The sequence below is a fragment of the Sphingobium wenxiniae genome, assembly GCF_007830065.1.
GTDB lineage: Bacteria > Pseudomonadota > Alphaproteobacteria > Sphingomonadales > Sphingomonadaceae > Sphingobium > Sphingobium wenxiniae.
The window spans coordinates 48,366-64,539 of the sequence record NZ_VLKK01000003.1 but is presented as its reverse complement, the minus strand read 5'-3'; the positions used below and the strand labels follow the sequence as shown (position 1 = coordinate 64,539).

The 16,174-nt window shown below is 67.0% G+C and carries 14 protein-coding genes; 7 read left to right on the top strand and 7 right to left on the bottom strand.

Annotated elements, in window-relative coordinates; all coding sequences use genetic code 11:
- Window positions 1–2: 2 nt before the first annotated feature.
- From IQ35_RS04610 to IQ35_RS04600, 3 genes are all read left to right on the top strand, one after another.
- On the top strand, window positions 3–941 hold the full coding sequence (locus IQ35_RS04610) for a FecR family protein (protein WP_145072291.1): 939 nt from the start codon (window positions 3–5) through the stop codon (window positions 939–941).
- Window positions 925–3,357, top strand: coding sequence for a TonB-dependent receptor (locus tag IQ35_RS04605; RefSeq protein WP_145072112.1), 2,433 nt, complete (start codon window positions 925–927; stop codon window positions 3,355–3,357). Before IQ35_RS04610 ends, IQ35_RS04605 begins: the two co-directional genes overlap by 17 nt.
- A 94-nt stretch (window positions 3,358–3,451) precedes the next feature.
- Window positions 3,452–6,673 (top strand): autotransporter outer membrane beta-barrel domain-containing protein, encoded by a 3,222-nt coding sequence (locus IQ35_RS04600; RefSeq protein ID WP_145072111.1) that lies wholly within the window; start codon window positions 3,452–3,454, stop codon window positions 6,671–6,673.
- A 269-nt stretch (window positions 6,674–6,942) separates the two neighbouring features.
- Here IQ35_RS04600 and gatB read toward each other — a convergent pair whose 3' ends face one another.
- The 3 genes from gatB to gatC form a co-directional block, all read right to left on the bottom strand.
- On the bottom strand, window positions 6,943–8,445 hold the full coding sequence (gene gatB, locus IQ35_RS04595; protein ID WP_145072110.1) for an Asp-tRNA(Asn)/Glu-tRNA(Gln) amidotransferase subunit GatB: 1,503 nt from the start codon (window positions 8,443–8,445) through the stop codon (window positions 6,943–6,945).
- Between the two features lie 98 nt (window positions 8,446–8,543).
- Entirely contained in the window at window positions 8,544–10,046 is a 1,503-nt protein-coding gene (gatA, locus tag IQ35_RS04590; protein WP_145072109.1) for an Asp-tRNA(Asn)/Glu-tRNA(Gln) amidotransferase subunit GatA, read from the bottom strand.
- Window positions 10,046–10,333, bottom strand: a complete 288-nt coding sequence (gene gatC, locus IQ35_RS04585) for an Asp-tRNA(Asn)/Glu-tRNA(Gln) amidotransferase subunit GatC (protein WP_145072108.1) — start codon at window positions 10,331–10,333, stop codon at window positions 10,046–10,048. The genes gatA and gatC overlap by 1 nt, the downstream gene beginning before the upstream one ends.
- A gap of 108 nt (window positions 10,334–10,441) precedes the next feature.
- On the opposite strand from gatC, the gene IQ35_RS04580 reads away from it, so the two are divergent.
- Window positions 10,442–11,557, top strand: a complete 1,116-nt coding sequence (locus tag IQ35_RS04580) for a DUF3089 domain-containing protein (protein ID WP_145072107.1) — start codon at window positions 10,442–10,444, stop codon at window positions 11,555–11,557.
- Window positions 11,554–12,030, top strand: a complete 477-nt coding sequence (gene ruvX / locus IQ35_RS04575; protein ID WP_145072106.1) for a Holliday junction resolvase RuvX — start codon at window positions 11,554–11,556, stop codon at window positions 12,028–12,030. The genes IQ35_RS04580 and ruvX overlap by 4 nt, the downstream gene beginning before the upstream one ends.
- Window positions 12,031–12,113: 83 nt before the next feature.
- On the opposite strand, the gene IQ35_RS04570 is transcribed toward ruvX, so the two are convergent.
- A complete protein-coding gene (locus tag IQ35_RS04570) occupies window positions 12,114–12,503 on the bottom strand; it encodes a MerR family transcriptional regulator (RefSeq protein ID WP_145072105.1) in 390 nt (129 codons plus the stop codon).
- Between the two features lie 72 nt (window positions 12,504–12,575).
- On the opposite strand from IQ35_RS04570, the gene IQ35_RS04565 reads away from it, so the two are divergent.
- Window positions 12,576–13,322, top strand: a complete 747-nt coding sequence (locus tag IQ35_RS04565) for a MauE/DoxX family redox-associated membrane protein (RefSeq protein ID WP_021246741.1) — start codon at window positions 12,576–12,578, stop codon at window positions 13,320–13,322.
- A gap of 85 nt (window positions 13,323–13,407) precedes the next feature.
- Window positions 13,408–14,634: a Na+/H+ antiporter NhaA gene (nhaA, locus tag IQ35_RS04560; RefSeq protein WP_145072104.1), complete on the top strand. Its 1,227-nt coding sequence runs from the start codon at window positions 13,408–13,410 to the stop codon at window positions 14,632–14,634.
- On the opposite strand, the gene mobA is transcribed toward nhaA, so the two are convergent.
- The 3 genes from mobA to IQ35_RS04545 form a co-directional block, all read right to left on the bottom strand.
- Window positions 14,573–15,127: a molybdenum cofactor guanylyltransferase gene (gene mobA / locus IQ35_RS04555; protein ID WP_021246743.1), complete on the bottom strand. Its 555-nt coding sequence runs from the start codon at window positions 15,125–15,127 to the stop codon at window positions 14,573–14,575. The two genes, nhaA and mobA, sit on opposite strands and share 62 nt — an antisense overlap.
- Complete coding sequence (fdhD, locus tag IQ35_RS04550; protein WP_145072289.1) at window positions 15,124–15,852, bottom strand: formate dehydrogenase accessory sulfurtransferase FdhD; 729 nt, start codon at window positions 15,850–15,852, stop codon at window positions 15,124–15,126. Before fdhD ends, mobA begins: the two co-directional genes overlap by 4 nt.
- A 71-nt stretch (window positions 15,853–15,923) precedes the next feature.
- Complete coding sequence (locus IQ35_RS04545; RefSeq protein WP_021246745.1) at window positions 15,924–16,166, bottom strand: formate dehydrogenase subunit delta; 243 nt, start codon at window positions 16,164–16,166, stop codon at window positions 15,924–15,926.
- Window positions 16,167–16,174: the final 8 nt, after the last annotated feature.

Genomic DNA, 16,174 nt, shown 5'->3' with positions numbered 1-16,174 from the left:
CCATGATCCAGGAGGATGCGCTCATGTGGATGATCCGCACGCGCGATCCGGAATTTGCCGATTGGGAAGGCTTCACCGCATGGCTGGAGGTCGATCCGGCCCATGCGGCCGCCTATGATGCGCTGATGGCGCAGGACGCGGCGCTGGGGGAGATGATCCCCGCCGACCCCGTGCACATGCCTGCCCCCGCCAACGATGCCGGCCCTCCGCGCGAGCGCCGCTGGCGGCCGATGCGCTGGATCGGCGGCGGCGCGGCGGCGGCGGCGCTGGTGGGGGCGGTATCGCTCGGCGTCATGAACCGCAGCGATATCTACACCGTCACGACCGCGCCCGGCCAGACCCGCACCGTCGCGCTGGACGACGGCACGCGGATCGACGTGAACGGCGGCACGACCCTTCGGCTGGATCGGAAGGACCTGCGCTTCGCCGCGCTGGACAAGGGCGAAGCGGCCTTCACCGTGCGGCATGACGAAGCCGATCCTTTCCGCGTGAACGTGGGCGACGCTGTGTTCGAGGATGCGGGCACCGTCTTCAACATCGTGCGCAGCGGCACGTCCACGCGCATCGGCGTGTCGGAAGGCAAGGTGATCTACAACCCCTCCGCGCAGGCCATCGCCCTTCCCGCAGGCCGCGCGCTGACCGAGGATGCGGCCGGCATCCACGTCATGAACATCGCGCCTGAGGCCGTGGCGAGCTGGCGCGGCGGCCGGCTGGTCTATGCCAATGCCAGGATCGGCGACATAGGCGAGGATATCGCCCGCTCCATCGGCATCCGCCTTTCCGCCACGCCCGGCGCGGCGGCGATGCGCTTCACCGGCACCATCGCGCTGGATCGCGATCCGGTCCGCTTCTTCGCCGGAGCCGCGCCGCTGATGGGCCTTACCGCCGTCCGCCAAGGGGATGGATGGCTGCTGAAAGAAGGGGATGGTCCGCAAAGCTGACGTCCTTTTCGTCACCGCCCTCGCCATAGCGGCCGCAACGCCCGCGCGGGCGGCGGACAGACAGACCATAGACCTCGCTCCCGGCAGGCTGGGCGAGGCGGCGATAACGCTCGGCCGTCAAACGGGCGCCAGCATCGGCATGTCGGACCAGTCGCTCGCGGGCATCGCCACGCCCGCCGTGCGCGGCCGCATGTCGGCGGAGGCCGCGCTCAAGCGCCTGCTCAAGGGCAGCGACGCCTCCATCCAGCGGATCGACGAGCGGACGTTCCGCATCGTGCGCGCGTCCCCTCCCGCGCGCCCGGCGCCCCGCCATCCCACCGGCGCCGCATCAGTTCCGCCGCCCCCTCCGCCAGCGGAAATCGTCGTCACCGCCTCCAAGCGCGACCTGCCGCTGCCGCGCTATGCGGGCATGGTGGATCTGGTGGACGCTTCCCTGTTCGACGGCGGCGAAGCGGCGGGCGGAACGGCGGCGCTCCTCTCCCGCGTGGCGAGCCTCAGTTCCACCCATGCCGGGGCGGGCCGCAACAAGCTGTTCATCCGCGCCATGGCGGATTCGGGCGTGGCTGGCCCGACCCAGGCGACGACGGGGCAATATCTGGGCGACATGCGCCTCAACTACGCCGCGCCCGACCCGGACCTGCGCCTTTACGACATGCGCGGGGTGGAGGTGCTGGAAGGGCCGCAGGGCACGCTTTACGGCGCGGGATCGCTGGGCGGCATCGTCCGCATGATCCCCAACGCGCCCAATCTGGGCGAGGCCGGCGGCCAGATGTCGACCGGCCTTTCCGCCACGCAGCATGGCGATCCGGGCGGCGACCTGTCCGCCGTGCTCAACCTGCCCATATTGCCCGAGAAGATCGCGCTGCGCGTCGTCGGCTATGGCGTGCAGGAAGGCGGCTATATCGACGACCGGGCGCGGGACCGGCGGGACGTCAACCGCACCCGCATCTACGGTACGCGCGCGGCGCTGCGCGTTGTCCCGGACGAAGACTGGACCATCGACGTCAGCGGCCTTTACCAGCGGATCGACGGCAGGGACGCCCAATATGCGACCCGCGGCGCGGGGCGGCTGACTCGCGATTCCAGCGTCGCCCAGCCCTATCATTCCGACTATCTGCTGCTGAACGCGCGGGTCGAGCGGCAATGGGGCGACCTGCGCTTCGTGTCGTCCACCGGCTATGTCCGCGACATCCTGTCCGAAAGCTATGACGCGACCCAGCCCGGCGGACCGCCCGCCCTGTTCCGTCAGAGGAACAAGGTGGAGATATTTTCGACCGAAAACCGCCTGGTGCGCGATCTCGACAATGGGCTGGGCTGGATATTGGGCGCGTCCTATCTGGAAAGCACGTCCGACATCCATCGCTCGCTGACCTCCTACGGCATCATGGAATCGCAGCATCAGATCATTCCCGGCGTCCCCATGCTGGGCCGGGGCATGGCCGCGACGACGACCGGCGTGCGCAACCGGATCAAGGAAGCCACGATCTTCGCTGAAGCCTCCTTCGAGCCGGTCGAGGGGCTGATCGCCACGCTGGGCGGGCGGCTGACCAACAGCCGCCTGTCGGGCGAGGCGAACGATCCGATCTCCACGCTCGCCGCCGCCGACATCGCCTATGCCGAAGCGCAGGCCGACCGCAGCGAAACCATCTTCCTGCCCTCCGCCTCGCTGCTGACCGACGCGATCCCCGGCGTCACGCTTTATGCCCGGTTCCAGCAGGGGTTTCGTCCCGGCGGCCTGGCCATGGACGATCAGCGGATCGAGCGTTTCCGCAATGACCGCGTCTCCACGCTGGAGGCGGGATTCCGCAAGGGCGTGCCGGGCCGCGATCCCGTCGCGATTTCCGCCAACCTCGCCTATACCGACTGGCGCGACATACAGGCGGACGTGACCGACCGGATCGGGCTGCCGACCACGGCCAATGTCGGCAACGGGCGCATCTATACGATAGAGGGGCGCATCGTGCTCCGTCCCATGCCGAAGATCACGCTCGACGCCAGCATGATCTACAATGACAGCCGCCTCGATCAGCCGGCGCAGTTCCTGCGGATGCTCTCCTATGACGGGCGCAGGCTTTCGCTGCCCAATGTCGCCGATCTCAGCGGGCGGCTGGCGGTCGACTATCGCACGCCGGTGAACGGCCTCCTGTCGCTCCATCTGTCTGCCTCGGCGCGCTACGTCGGCAAGTCGCGGCTGGGCGTCGGCCCGATCCTGGGCCGCGAGCAGGGCGATTATGTCGACACCGCCCTGTCGGCCAGCCTGACGCGCGGGCCGGCCGAACTGTCGCTGTCCCTCGCCAACCTGCTGGACAGCAACGGCAACCGCTTCTCGCTGGGCACGCCGTTCGACCTGCGGACGGATTATTACACGCCGCTGCGCCCGCGCACCGTCAGGATCGGCCTCGACTTCGCCTTCTGAACGACAGGTGAATTTTTCGGCACGGGAACGCCCGGACGGCAACGTCACTCCCGCATAGGCGCGCAGAAAACAGCGCCCACGCAGAGGAGACATCATGCGACATCTTTTGGCCTGCACGGCCATCACGCCGGTTCTGGCGGCGCTGGCCGCTACCCATGCTTCGGCCGAAACCAAGATCGATTCCAGCACCACCGCCCCGGTCAAGACGTCGACCGCCGCCAACGGCGCGGCGGACGACGTCAACGTCACGGCGAAAGGCTCGATCACGCTCACCGGCGGCGCGGCCATCACGCTGGACAGCAGCAACAAGATCACCAACGCAGGCAAGCTGACGATCAACGACGCCAACAACGTGACCGGCATAGCGGTGACGCCCGGCACCACGGGCGCGATCACCGACAGCGGCACGATAACGCTGACCGAAGACTATACGGCCAAGGATGACGACGATGACGGCGACCTGGACGGCCCCTTCGCCAAGGGATCGAACAAGAAGGGCATCTGGGTCCAGCCGGGCGCGGCCCATACCGGCGCCATCGACCATAGCGGCACCATCTCCATCGAAGGCAACCAGTCGGCGGGCATTCGCGTCGACGCGCCGCTGACGGGCAATCTTTCAACCAGCGGCACCATCAATGTGGTGGGCGACAACGGCTATGGCGTGATCGCCAATGACGTGACCGGCAATGTCACGTTGCGCGGAACGACGTCGGTGCAGGGCGCAAGCAGCGTGGGCGCGGCGCTGCTGGGCGATGTCGACGGCGCGGTCAAGATCCAGGGCACGATCGCCAGCACCGGCTATCGCTCCACCACTCGTCCGACCGACACGAGCAAGCTGGACGCGGACGATCTGCTCCAGGGCGGGTCGGCGGTCCGCATCGCGGGCAACGTGACGGGCGGCATCATCTTCGACATTCCCCCCACCCGCACCGACGAGGATGACGAGGACGACACCGACATCGACAATGACGGCCTGACCGACAGCAGCGAAGGCAGCGCCTCCATCGTCACCTACGGTTCCGCCGCCGCCGTCCAGGTTGGCGCGGCGGACCGCGACACCAGCATCGGCGCGGTCGCGACCGAAAGCTCCGGCTACGGCCTGATCGTCAAGGGCGGGATCGGAGCCAACGGCGTCTATGACGGGGTGGACGCGAACGGTCTTGTCATCGGCGGTCTCGGCGGCGGCGTCACCGTCACGAAGGGCGCGCTGATCGCCGGGACCATCTCGGCGGTCTCCTATGACAGCAACGCCACCGCACTGCGCCTTGGGTCGGGCGCGCGCGCCGACCGGCTGGAAATCTCCGGCAATGTCGGCGCCACCGGCTCCAGCAAGGACGGGACCGCCGCCCGCGCCATCGTGATCGACGCGGGCGCGCATAGCGGCGCCATCGCGGTCAGCGGCACGGTGCAGGCCACGGCGGGCAGCAGCGAGAAAGGCGCGGCCGTCGCCATTCTCGATTCCTCCGGCACCGTCTCCACGCTCACCAACACGGGCAAGATCAGCGCGAGCGGCGGCAAGGCGGGATCGAACGTCGCCATCGACCTCAGCGCCAACGGCTCCGGCGTGACATTGGGGCAATCGCTCGCGTCGGCGGATGCCGCCGCGCCGTCCATCGTCGGCGATGTCCGGCTGGGATCGGGCAATGACGTCATGACCGTCTCGGCGGGCACGATCGCAGGCGACATCGGCATGGGCGCGGGCGATGACAGTCTCGCTTTGTCGGGCAGCGCCAGCCACAGCGGCAACATCGCTTTCGGCGCGGGGACGGGCGCGCTCAGCCTTGCCGACACGTCAAAGGTGACAGGCGATATCGACTTCGCGGGTCAGGGCAGCGGCATGACGCTGTCCGACACGGCGATCTTCACCGGAAAGCTGCTGAACAGCGGCCAGACAGCGTTGGTGCTGAACGGCGGCACGCTCAATGCCACCAACGCCGGATCGGTGGCGCTGGGCTCGCTTCAGGCGGGGTCCGGCTCCGTCCTCGGCGTGACCATCGACGGCGCGAACGGCACGCACACCACTTATGACGTGGCGGGCGCGGCCAGCTTCGCGGACGGCTCGCAGGTCAAGGCGACCATGACCAACGTCAAGGGCGCGGCGGGCGATTATGTCATCGTCCGCGCCGGATCGCTCAGCGGTTCGCCCTCGCTGTCCGGCACGACACTGCTTCCCTATATGTTCAAGGGCAGCGTAACCGCCGACAACGGCACGGGCGAAGTCACCCTGAGCGTCGCGGCGAAAAGCGTGGCGGAACTGGGCCTGTCAGGCTCTCAGGCGCGCGCCTATCAGGCGGTCTTCAACGCGCTCGACAATGACAGCGCGGTCGCCAATGCCTATCTGGCCGTGGCGGACGGCGAAGCGCTCAAGGCCAATCTGCAACAGATGCTGCCGGATCATGCGGGCGGCACGTTCGAAGCGGTCACGTCCGGTTCCCGCGCCACCGCGCGCGTCCTGTCCGATCCGGGCGGCATCTACCGCGCCAAGGACGGGCGGCTGGGCTTCTGGCTGCAACAGGTGGCGTTCGGCAGTTCCAAGAGCGTGGGCAGCACCGCATCCTACGACATCAACGGCTGGGGCGCGAATGCCGGCGTCGAATATCTGACCGGCATCGGCGCATTCGGCGGTTCCTTCGCCTATATCCATGGGAGCGATTCCAAGGGCGGCAGCAATCTGGCCGTCGATTCCGACCAGTTCGAACTGGCGGCGCACTGGCGCGGCGATTTCGGCCCGGTCCAGGCGTTCGCTCGCGCCTCGGCCGCGCATATCGACTTCAACGGCACGCGCCGTTTCGCCAGCGGCACGGTATCGCGCTCGGCCGAAGGCGACTGGTCGGGCAAGCTCTATTCCGCCATGGCGGGCATTTCCTGGGAAAAGCGCATGGGCCGCCTGTCGCTGCGTCCGGCGGCGGGGATCGACTATTACCGCCTCAAGGAAAAGGGCTATTCCGAAAGCGGCGGCGGCGATGCGTTCAACCTCACCGTGCTGGGCCGCACCAGCGATGAACTGACCGCCAACGGCACGATCACCGCAGGCTATGATTTCGGCAGCCTCGACCCGCAGGATGGCTGGGTCCGCTTCGAACTGGAGGGCGGGCGCCGCCAGATCATCGGCGGATCGCTGGGCGATACCGTCGCCTATTTCAAGGGCGGCGAGCAGTTCACGCTGATCCCGGACGACCGCACAAACGGCTGGACCGGACGCGCGCGGCTGGTCGGCGGCAATGACAGCTTCCGCGTCGGCGGAGAGTTCAGCGCCGAAGAACAGCAAAATCACGTCGCCATCGCCTTTCGCGCGACGGTAAACTTCATCCTGTGACGTCTTGGGAATGGATCGGCGGGCCAGACCCCACAGACCCTCCCGGTTCGCCGATCATGCCATGCCCCCGCCCCCGGGGACATGGCCTTGAAACGGAAAGGGCGCCGTCCCCCATGGCGGCGCCCTTTCTTTATTTAGGGATTATGCAGCTTGGCACGGCCCGTGCGTTGGACGGCGGCTTTGCGTGGTTTGCGGACGTTGCACCGTCTCTCTTCACTGAACGGCAGAAAATGGCCCAAAACAGCCATCGTGCACCGTGGACCGCTCCGTCAGGCCAGCGCCTTCTTCAGCAATTCGTTCACCACTTGCGGGTTGGCCTTGCCCTGCATCGCCTTCATGGTCTGTCCCACGAAGAAACCGAACAGCGCTTCCTTGCCGCCCCTATATTGCTCGACCTTGTCGGCATTGCCGGCCAGCACCTTGGCCACCGCCGCCTCGATCGCGCCTGTATCGGACGTCTGCCTGAGGCCCTTTTCCTCGACGATCTGCGCGGGCTTGCCGCCGCTTTCCAGCATGATCTCGAACACCTGCTTGGCGATGGTGCCTGAAATCGTGCCGTCCGCGACCAGTGCAAGCAGTTCCGCGCCGTCCTCCGGCGTCACCGGGCTGTCCTCCAGCGTCCGGCCCAGCCGGTTGAGCGCCCCATAAAGCTCCGACAGCAGCCAGTTGGCCGAAGCCTTGGCGACTTCGCCCTCGCTCTTCTTCTGGACCCGCGCGCCTTCGGCCAGCAGCGCCTCGAACCAGCGCGCCGTGTCCGCCTCGGCCGTCAGCACGGCGGCATTATAGGCGGAAAGGCCCAGATCCTTCTCATACCGCTTGCGCTTGGCGTCCGGCAGTTCGGGCAGCGACTGGCGGCATTCCTCCAGAAACGCGTCGTCCAGTTCCAGCGGCAACAGGTCGGGATCGGGGAAATAGCGATAATCATGCGCGTCTTCCTTCGACCGCATGGAGCGCGTTTCGCCCTTGTCGGGATCGAACAGGCGGGTTTCCTGCACGATCTTGCCGCCCGCTTCCAGCACATCGACCTGACGGCTGGCCTCATATTCGATCGCCTGCATGACGAAACGGACCGAATTGACGTTCTTCGTCTCGGTCCGGGTGCCCAATTCCCCGCCGGGCTTGCGAACCGACACGTTCACGTCGGCGCGCATCGACCCTTGATCCATATTGCCGTCGCACGATCCAACATAGCGCAGAATCGTCCTCAGCTTCGACAGATAAGCCCCTGCTTCGGCAGGAGAACGCATGTCGGGCCGCGACACGATCTCCATCAGCGCCACGCCCGACCGGTTGAGGTCGACATAGGAGCGCGTCGGATGCTGGTCATGCATCAGCTTGCCCGCGTCCTGCTCGACATGGATGCGCTCGACCCCGATCACCTTGGTTTGCGCGTCAGGGTTCTTCTCGTCGAGATTGATCTCGATCTCGCCCTCGCCCACGATGGGGTGATACAACTGGCTGATCTGATAGCCCTGCGGCAGGTCCGCGTAGAAATAATTCTTGCGGTCGAAGCGCGACCATTTGTTGATCTGCGCATTGATCGCCATGCCGGTGCGCACCGCCTGCCGGATGCATTCGCGATTGGGCACGGGCAACATGCCGGGCATCGCCGCGTCGACGAGGCTCACCTGCGTGTTCGGCTCCGCGCCGAAAGCCGTCGCGGCCCCTGAAAAGAGCTTCGCCTTGCTCGTCACCTGCGCGTGGACTTCCAGGCCGATCACGACCTCCCACTCGCCGGTTGCGCCCTGGATGCGATATGCTGTCTGGGTCATCTCTCTACACCGTCATCCCAGCGAAAGCTGGGATCTCTCTTTTCTAATGTGGCGACAAAGGCAGTGGGATGCCAGCTTTCGCCGGCATGGCGTGCCGCCTACCACCACTTCTCCGGCCGCGCCGCAAAGCCCGCGCGTTCCTCGATGGCGAGGCCCGCGTTGAGCACGCTTTGCTCGTCCAGCGCCCTGCCGATGATCTGGAGGCCCAGCGGCAACCCCTGCGCGTCCAGCCCGCCCGGCACCGCCATCGCGGGCAGTCCGGCAAGCGACGCGGGCACCGTGAACACGTCGTTCAGATACATGGCCAGCGGATCGGCCTGCTTCTCGCCCAGCGCGAAGGAGGCGCTCGGCGCTGTCGGCGTCAGCAGCAGGTCGCACTTTTCGAAAGCCAGTTCGAAATCGCGCGCGATCAGCGCCCGGACCTTCTGCGCCTGCGTATAATAAGCGTCGTAGAAGCCCGCCGACAGCACATAGGTGCCGATCATGATCCGGCGCTTGACCTCCGGCCCGAACCCGGCGGCACGGGTCGCGGCATACATGTCCTGCAAGCCCGCCCCATCGGGCAAGTCGCGCTGCCCATAACGCACCCCGTCATAGCGCGCGAGGTTCGAAGAAGCCTCCGCCGGCGCGATGATATAATAGGTCGGCAGCGCATATTGCGTATGCGGCAGCGACACCTCGACCACCTCCGCGCCCGCATCCTTCAGCCATTCGATGCCCCGGTCCCACAGCGCCGCGATCTCCGCATTCAGGCCGTCGGGGCGATATTCCTTGGGAATCCCGACCTTCCTGCCGCGCAGGTCGCTCGAAAGTCCGGCCTCCCACCGGGGCACTTCCAGATCGAGCGACGTCGAATCCTTGGGATCGAAACCCGCCATGCTTTCCAGCAGGATCGCATTGTCCCGCACCGTCCGCGCCATCGGCCCCGCCTGATCCAGCGAGGACGCGAACGCCACGATGCCCCAGCGCGAGCAGCGGCCATAGGTCGGCTTGATCCCCGAAATCCCGGTGAAGGCCGCGGGCTGACGGATCGATCCGCCCGTATCGGTCCCCGTCGCCGCCGGGCACAGCCGCGCCGCGATCGCGGCCGAAGACCCGCCCGAAGACCCGCCCGGAGCCAGCGCGGCATTATCCCCGCCCTTGCGCTTCCAGGGAGAGATCACATTGCCGAAATAGCTCGTCTCGTTGGACGACCCCATGGCGAACTGGTCGAGGTTCAGCTTCCCCAGCATCCCCGCGCCCGCATCCCACAGCTTCTTCGACACGGTGGATTCATAGGTCGGCGTAAAGCCTTCCAGCATGTGCGACGCGGCGGTGGTCTGCACGCCCTCGGTGCAGAACAAATCCTTCATGCCGATGGGCACGCCCGCCAGCGGCTTCAAAGCCTCGCCCGCCGCCTTCGCCCTGTCGGCGGCATCGGCGGCTTCCAGAGCCTTTTCCGGCGTCTCGACGATAAAGGCATTGAGCGCCTTCGCCGCCGCCACATTGGCGTTGAACGCCTCGGCCACTTCGCGCGCCGAAAAAGCGCCGCCACGAAAGCCGTCGCGGATTTCCGCGACCGTCAGATCGGTCAAAGCGTTCTTATCTGTGGAATTCGGCATTATTCGATCACCTTGGGCACCGCGAAAAAGCCATGTTCGGCCTGCGGCGCGTTCGCCAGCACCTTGTCGCGCACGTCGCCATCCGTGACGGCATCCTCGCGCAGGCGCTGATGGTTGGGGATGACGGCGGTCATCGGCTGAACGCCGGTCACGTCCACCTCGCCCAGTTGCTCCACCCATCCCAGGATGTTGTTGAGTTCGGGCACCATGGCCTGCGCTTCGGCATCGCTCACCGAAATGCGCGAAAGGCTGGCGATCTTCTTGACGGTCTGAAGGTCTATGGACATGGCTCGCCGCTAGCATCCGCACCTGCCCGCTTCAAGCCGTTTCGCGACTTGCCAGCGCCCCGCCCTTGCGCCAGACAGGCCGCCACGCCCAAGAACGGAGAGCAGGGATTGGCCCGCAAGTTCCTCTATATCGTCGCGGCCCTGATCGTGCTGGTGATCGCGGCCCTGCTGGCCTACCGCCTGTGGGGGATGGAGATGATCCGGGCGGTCATGGTCCCGCGCGAAGCCTTCGCCCCGCTCCAGCCTTTGCCCGCCAACACCTATGACGATCCAAAGATGTGGATCGCCCGCCCCGACATCGCTCGGGACAATCCGGCCCTCTGGACCCCCGCGGGCGTCAAGGACGCGCCGGCCGCGCAAAAAACGGCGGTCTTCTTCATCCACCCCACCTCCTACATCACCGCGCTGGGCGACGCGCATTGGAACATGCGGCTGGACGACAGGGATTCGCTGAGCACCGCCCGCCGCTTCGTGAAGGAGCAGGCCAGCGCCTTCAATGCGGCCGGCACCATCTGGGCGCCGCGCTACCGTCAGGCCAATTACGGCGCCTTCCTGACCGGCAAGCCGGAGGGGCAGAAGGCCATCGGCGCCGCCTATCGCGACGTCTCGCAAGCCTTCGCCGCCTTCCTCAAAGCCAACCCGGACGGTCCCGTCATTCTCGCCGCGCATAGCCAGGGGTCGCTGCATCTCATGCGCCTGATGCGCGATCAGGTCGCGGGCAAACCGCTCGCGAAGCGCATCGTCGCCGCCTATGCGGTGGGCTGGCCCCTTTCGGTCGAAGCCGACCTGCCCGCCATGGGCCTTCCCGCCTGCGCGAAGCGGGATCAGGCGCGCTGCGTCCTCAGTTGGCAAAGCTATGCCGAACCGGCCGATCCGTCCGCCATCGTCACCCTGTTCGACGCGCATAAGGGCCTCACCGGAAAGCCGCGCAAGGGCACGCACATGCTCTGCACCAATCCGCTGACCGGCACGCAAAACGGCTCCGCGCCCGCCAGCGCCAATCGCGGCACGCTCCAGAGCAGGGAGGACGACAAGCCCGCCCTGCTCGTCGCCGCCGCCGTCCCCGCCCGCTGCGCCGCCAACGGCTTCCTGCTGATCGGGGAGCCGGTGGACATGGGGCCGTTCACCCTGCCCGGCAACAATTACCACGTCTATGACTACAACCTGTTCTGGGCCGATGTGCGCGAAGACGCCCGCGCCCGGTTGGCGGCGTTCCTGAAATGAGCGCCCCCATCCTCACCGCCGACCGCGCCGTCTTTCGCGAAGCCTTGCCCCATGGCGGCCGCCTGATCGGCATGGATGTGGGCAGCAAGACCATCGGCCTCGCACTGTGCGACGCGGGCTGGTCCATCGCCAGCCCCGCCCATACCGTCACGCGCGGAAAGTTCAGCAAGGACAAGATCGCGCTCGCCGCCTTCATGGACCAGCAGCAGGTGAAGGGCGTGGTCATCGGCCTCCCCCTCAACCTCGACGGCAGCGAAAGCCCACGCTGTCAGGCGAGCCGCGCCTTCGCCCGCAACATAGCGGACCTGGGCCGCCCGATCCTCCTCTGGGACGAACGCTGGTCGACGCAGGCGGTGACGCGCACATTGCTGGAAGCCGACGCCAGCCGCGCCCGCCGCGACGAACTGGTCGACAAGCTGGCGGCGAGCTACATCCTGCAAGGCGCGATAGACGGGCTGATGGTGGGATTCTAAAGTCCGCGCTGGGGGCGGTCATGGGTGGATGACCGCAAATGGCCGGAAATGGTCATTGCCCCTGGAACACAAACCTCACCCCATTAACCACCCTCACCCTCAAACGCCGCGATGATCGGGCAAGGCCCCTCCTCGCTGGCCCCGCATTCCCGCGCCAGCCGCCGCAGCGACATCCGCGCCGCTTCAAGCTCCGCGATCTTCGCATCCAATGCCGCCAGCCGCTCCGCCGCCAGTTCCCGCGCCCTCGCCCGGTCCCGCCCCGCATCCAGCTTCAGCAATTCCCCGATCTGCTCCAGCGTGAAGCCCGCCGCCTGCGCCCCGCGAATGAATTTCAGCCGCCGCACGTCCTGCGCGCCGTATCGCCGCACGCCGCCATCCCGCTCCGGCGTCCCCAGCAAACCACGCCTTTGATAGAAGCGCACCGTCTCCACGCCGACGCCGCCTTTCTTCGCCAAACCGGAAATCGTCGCCATGCCCTTGACTCCGTACCATGGTACGGAACCTATATGGGAAGCATCCGTATTACGCGCAAGAAAAGGATGCTCATGACCAGCGCCCCGCAAAAGAAGGCCGTCCTCTATCGGATGGTGATGCCCAAACATATCTGCCCCTATGGCATCAAGGCGCGCTGGCTGCTGCGGCGCAAGGGCTATGCGGTCGAGGATCACTGGCTCACCACCCGTGAGGAAACCGACGCCTTCAAGGCGCAGCATGACGTCAAGACGACGCCGCAAATCTTCATCGACGGCCAGAGGATCGGCGGCCATGACGACCTGCGCCGCTATTTCGGCCTGCCGGTCCGCGATCCGGGCGCGACCAGCTATGTGCCCGTGCTCGCGGTCTTCGCGGTCGCGGCCCTGATCGCGCTGTCGGTCAACTGGCTGACCCTCGCCCCGCTCGTCGGCATCCTCGCGGTCGAGCGTTTCATCGCGGTCGCCATGATGCTGCTCGCCATGCTGAAATTGCAGGATGTGGACCGCTTCGCCACCATGTTCCTGGGATATGACCTGCTCGCCCGCCGCTTCCCGCCTTACGGCCGGGCCTATCCCTTCCTTGAGCTGGGCGCGGGCACGCTGATGCTCACCCATTCGCTCAATTGGCTCTCGATCCCCGTCGCCCTTGCCATCGGCGGCATCGGCGCGGTGTCGGTGTTCAAGGCGGTCTATATCGACAGGCGCGAACTCAAATGCGCCTGCGTGGGCGGCAACAGCAACGTGCCGCTGGGCTTCGTATCGCTCACCGAGAATGTGATGATGGTCGCGATGGCGCTCTGGATGGCGCTGGGAGCCTAGTCGAGCGCACAGTTGTGCCTTCAACGGCAGGACGGTAGGGCAGGAGCCGGATCGGTCAGGGGGAGCACATCGTTTGACGGCTGGGATGGTTAGAAGGGGACCGATTTCCGCGTTCCGGGATTTCCTGCATAGCGAGGCGACGGGCGGCATCCTGCTGATGATCGCGGCGGCTCTCGCCATGGCGGTCGCCAACAGCCCGCTTGGCGAAAGCTATTTCGGCGCGCTGGGAGCCCATGTGGGTCCGCTCTCGCTGCTGCACTGGATCAATGACGGCCTGATGGCCCTGTTCTTCCTGCTCGTCGGGCTGGAGATAAAGCGCGAACTCGTCGACGGTCATCTGTCGAGCTGGTCCGATCGCGCGCTGCCGGCCGTCGCGGCCGTGGGCGGCATGGCGGTGCCGGCGCTCATCTATCTGCTCGTCACCGCGTCGACGCCGGGACTGGCGCGCGGCTGGGCCATTCCCTCGGCGACCGACATCGCCTTCGCCATCGGGGTGATGGCATTGCTGGGCAAGCGGGTTCCGGCCTCGCTCAAACTGTTCCTGACCACCGTGGCGATCGTCGACGACATGGGCGCGGTCGCGATCATCGCGCTCGCCTATACCAGCCAGATCAGCGGCCTGGCGCTGCTGGCCGCCGGGATTGTCATGGGCGCCATGTTCATTCTCAACCGTGCGGGCGTCAAGGCGCTCCGGCCCTATCTGGCGCTTGCCGTCCTGCTCTGGCTGGCGGTGCTGCTGTCGGGCGTCCATGCCACGATCGCCGGCGTGCTCGCCGCGTCGCTCATCCCGATCACCGCCACGCCCGGCGCGCCCGACAGCAGGGAATCGCCGCTGCACCGGCTGGAACATGCGCTTCATCCCTGGGTCGCCTATGCGATCGTGCCGTTGTTCGGGTTCGCCAATGCCGGGGTGTCCTTTGCCGGCATCGGCCTGCCGCAACTTCTGGCGCCGCTGCCGCTGGGCGTCGCATCCGGGCTTTTCTTCGGCAAGCAGATCGGCGTCCTGTGCGCCATATGGTTGTGCGACCGCCTGGGATTGAGCGCAAGGCCGGGCGGCGCCACATGGACCCAGATCTACGCCACCGCGCTGCTGTGCGGAATCGGGTTCACGATGAGCCTCTTTATCGGCGGCCTCGCCTTTTCCGATCCGATGCTGATCGACGAAGTCAAGATCGGCGTTCTGGGCGGCTCGATCCTTTCGGCGCTGACGGGATATATCGTTCTGCGATTTGCGCGAAGCCCGTCGCCGCTCAATCGGAAAAAGGAAGCCGGTCGTCCCTCGCCAGCCGCTCCAGGTCCTCGGCCCGATTGACGTTCGCGATGTTCAGCCCGATCCCGACGGGGCGCGCGCCGATGCTCTCCGCCCATCCCCGGACGGAACGGCCGCCGGTCCGCAGCAGACGCGCCTCCAGTTCGTCCGCCAGCGCGCTGGGCCAAAGCCCGATCACCGGGCAGCCTTCCGCATAGGCCGCCCGCTTTTCTCCGCACAGTTCTTCCAGCAATGCGCGCGGCACGTCGGGCGTGTCGCAGGGCAGCGACAGCACATGCCCCAGGCCCCGCTCCGCCGCGGCCGCCATCGCTCCCGCGATTCCGCCCAGCGGCCCCAGCCCGGCGCGGGGCCGGTCCTCGACGCCCGCATAAGCGGGATGCGCCCGCCCGGCCACCACCACATCGTCGGCAAAACCGTCAAGCCTGCCCACCGACCAGTCGAGCAGCGTCCGCCCGCGATACAGCGCCTGCGCCTTGTCCGTTCCGAACCGGCTGGAAAGCCCGCCCGCCAGCACCACGCCCAATATGCCCTTCATCCGCCCGGCGCCAGCATCGCGTCCCGCCGCGCGACCACGCGCAGGTCAAGCCCCGCCTCCCGCGCCCGGCGCAGCGCCAGAGCCGTAGGCGCGGAAATCGTCACCAGCAGCGGACAGCCGCTGAGCGCCGCCTTTTCCACCAGTTCATAAGAGCAGCGCGACGACAGCAGCACAAAGCCGCCATCCCAGTCCGTCCCCGCCCCCAATGCCGCCCTGCGCATCGCGCCGATCAGCTTGTCGAAGGCATTGTGCCGCCCGACATCCTCCCGCACCAGCCGGATCGCGCCATCGCTTCCGACCCATGCGGCGGCATGGACCGCCCCCGTCCGCGCATTGAGCGGCTGATGCGCCTGCAATGCCTCCAGCGCGCGGAAGATCGCGGCCTCGTCGGCCCCGCTCCGCGCCGTGACGGGCGGCAGCGGCCGCATCGCCTGTTCGATATTCTCGATCCCGCAAAGGCCGCAGGAGGAGTCCGTCGCGCGGTGCCGCACCCGGTCCAGCAGAGCATCGGTCCGCTCCGGCGGCAATGTGGCGCGGGCGACGATGCCCTCCTCCGCCGCATGGACATCGACCGCGAAAACCGGATCGCCCGCTTCGATCAATCGCTCCGACAGGGCAAAGCCCAGCACCAGATCGGCGATATCCGCCGGCGTCGCCATCAGTACGGCATAGCCGATCCCGTTGAACTCCAGCGCGACCGGCACTTCCTCCGCCAGGTCGCGCATGACGGACGCCTCCTCGCCCTCCGGGGTCAGCCGCCGGAACGCCTGGTTGGCGACCGCGCCCTGCCCCGGTGTCACCTGCAATGCACGGCGATCCGGCCGACGGCGGCGGCGGCGATCGGCGACAGCGCATCGGGCCGCTCGGCGGCGAGCGCCACGATCTGCCGCCGCATCATCGGGTCCCAGAAACTGCGGATATGGTCCTCGACCATCGCCGCCGCCTCATCCTGCCCCATGACCGCGACGTTGCGCGCGATCTGGTTGGCCATGTAGATCAGGCGGTCGGCGGTCGACATCACCGCATTTTCGTCATTCATGGGGCGAT

Coding starts and splice junctions, on each gene's coding strand:
- mobA (WP_021246743.1), bottom strand. CDS start 15,127: ATGAAGGGCATATTGGGCGTGGTGCTGGCGGGCGGGCTTTCCAGCCGG.
- gatC (WP_145072108.1), bottom strand. CDS start 10,333: ATGTCCATAGACCTTCAGACCGTCAAGAAGATCGCCAGCCTTTCGCGC.
- fdhD (WP_145072289.1), bottom strand. CDS start 15,852: ATGCGCGACCTGGCGGAGGAAGTGCCGGTCGCGCTGGAGTTCAACGGG.
- nhaA (WP_145072104.1), top strand. CDS start 13,408: ATGGTTAGAAGGGGACCGATTTCCGCGTTCCGGGATTTCCTGCATAGC.
- IQ35_RS04565 (WP_021246741.1), top strand. CDS start 12,576: ATGACCAGCGCCCCGCAAAAGAAGGCCGTCCTCTATCGGATGGTGATG.
- IQ35_RS04605 (WP_145072112.1), top strand. CDS start 925: ATGGTCCGCAAAGCTGACGTCCTTTTCGTCACCGCCCTCGCCATAGCG.
- IQ35_RS04600 (WP_145072111.1), top strand. CDS start 3,452: ATGCGACATCTTTTGGCCTGCACGGCCATCACGCCGGTTCTGGCGGCG.
- ruvX (WP_145072106.1), top strand. CDS start 11,554: ATGAGCGCCCCCATCCTCACCGCCGACCGCGCCGTCTTTCGCGAAGCC.
- gatB (WP_145072110.1), bottom strand. CDS start 8,445: ATGACCCAGACAGCATATCGCATCCAGGGCGCAACCGGCGAGTGGGAG.
- gatA (WP_145072109.1), bottom strand. CDS start 10,046: ATGCCGAATTCCACAGATAAGAACGCTTTGACCGATCTGACGGTCGCG.
- IQ35_RS04610 (WP_145072291.1), top strand. CDS start 3: ATGATCCAGGAGGATGCGCTCATGTGGATGATCCGCACGCGCGATCCG.
- IQ35_RS04570 (WP_145072105.1), bottom strand. CDS start 12,503: ATGGCGACGATTTCCGGTTTGGCGAAGAAAGGCGGCGTCGGCGTGGAG.
- IQ35_RS04545 (WP_021246745.1), bottom strand. CDS start 16,166: ATGAATGACGAAAATGCGGTGATGTCGACCGCCGACCGCCTGATCTAC.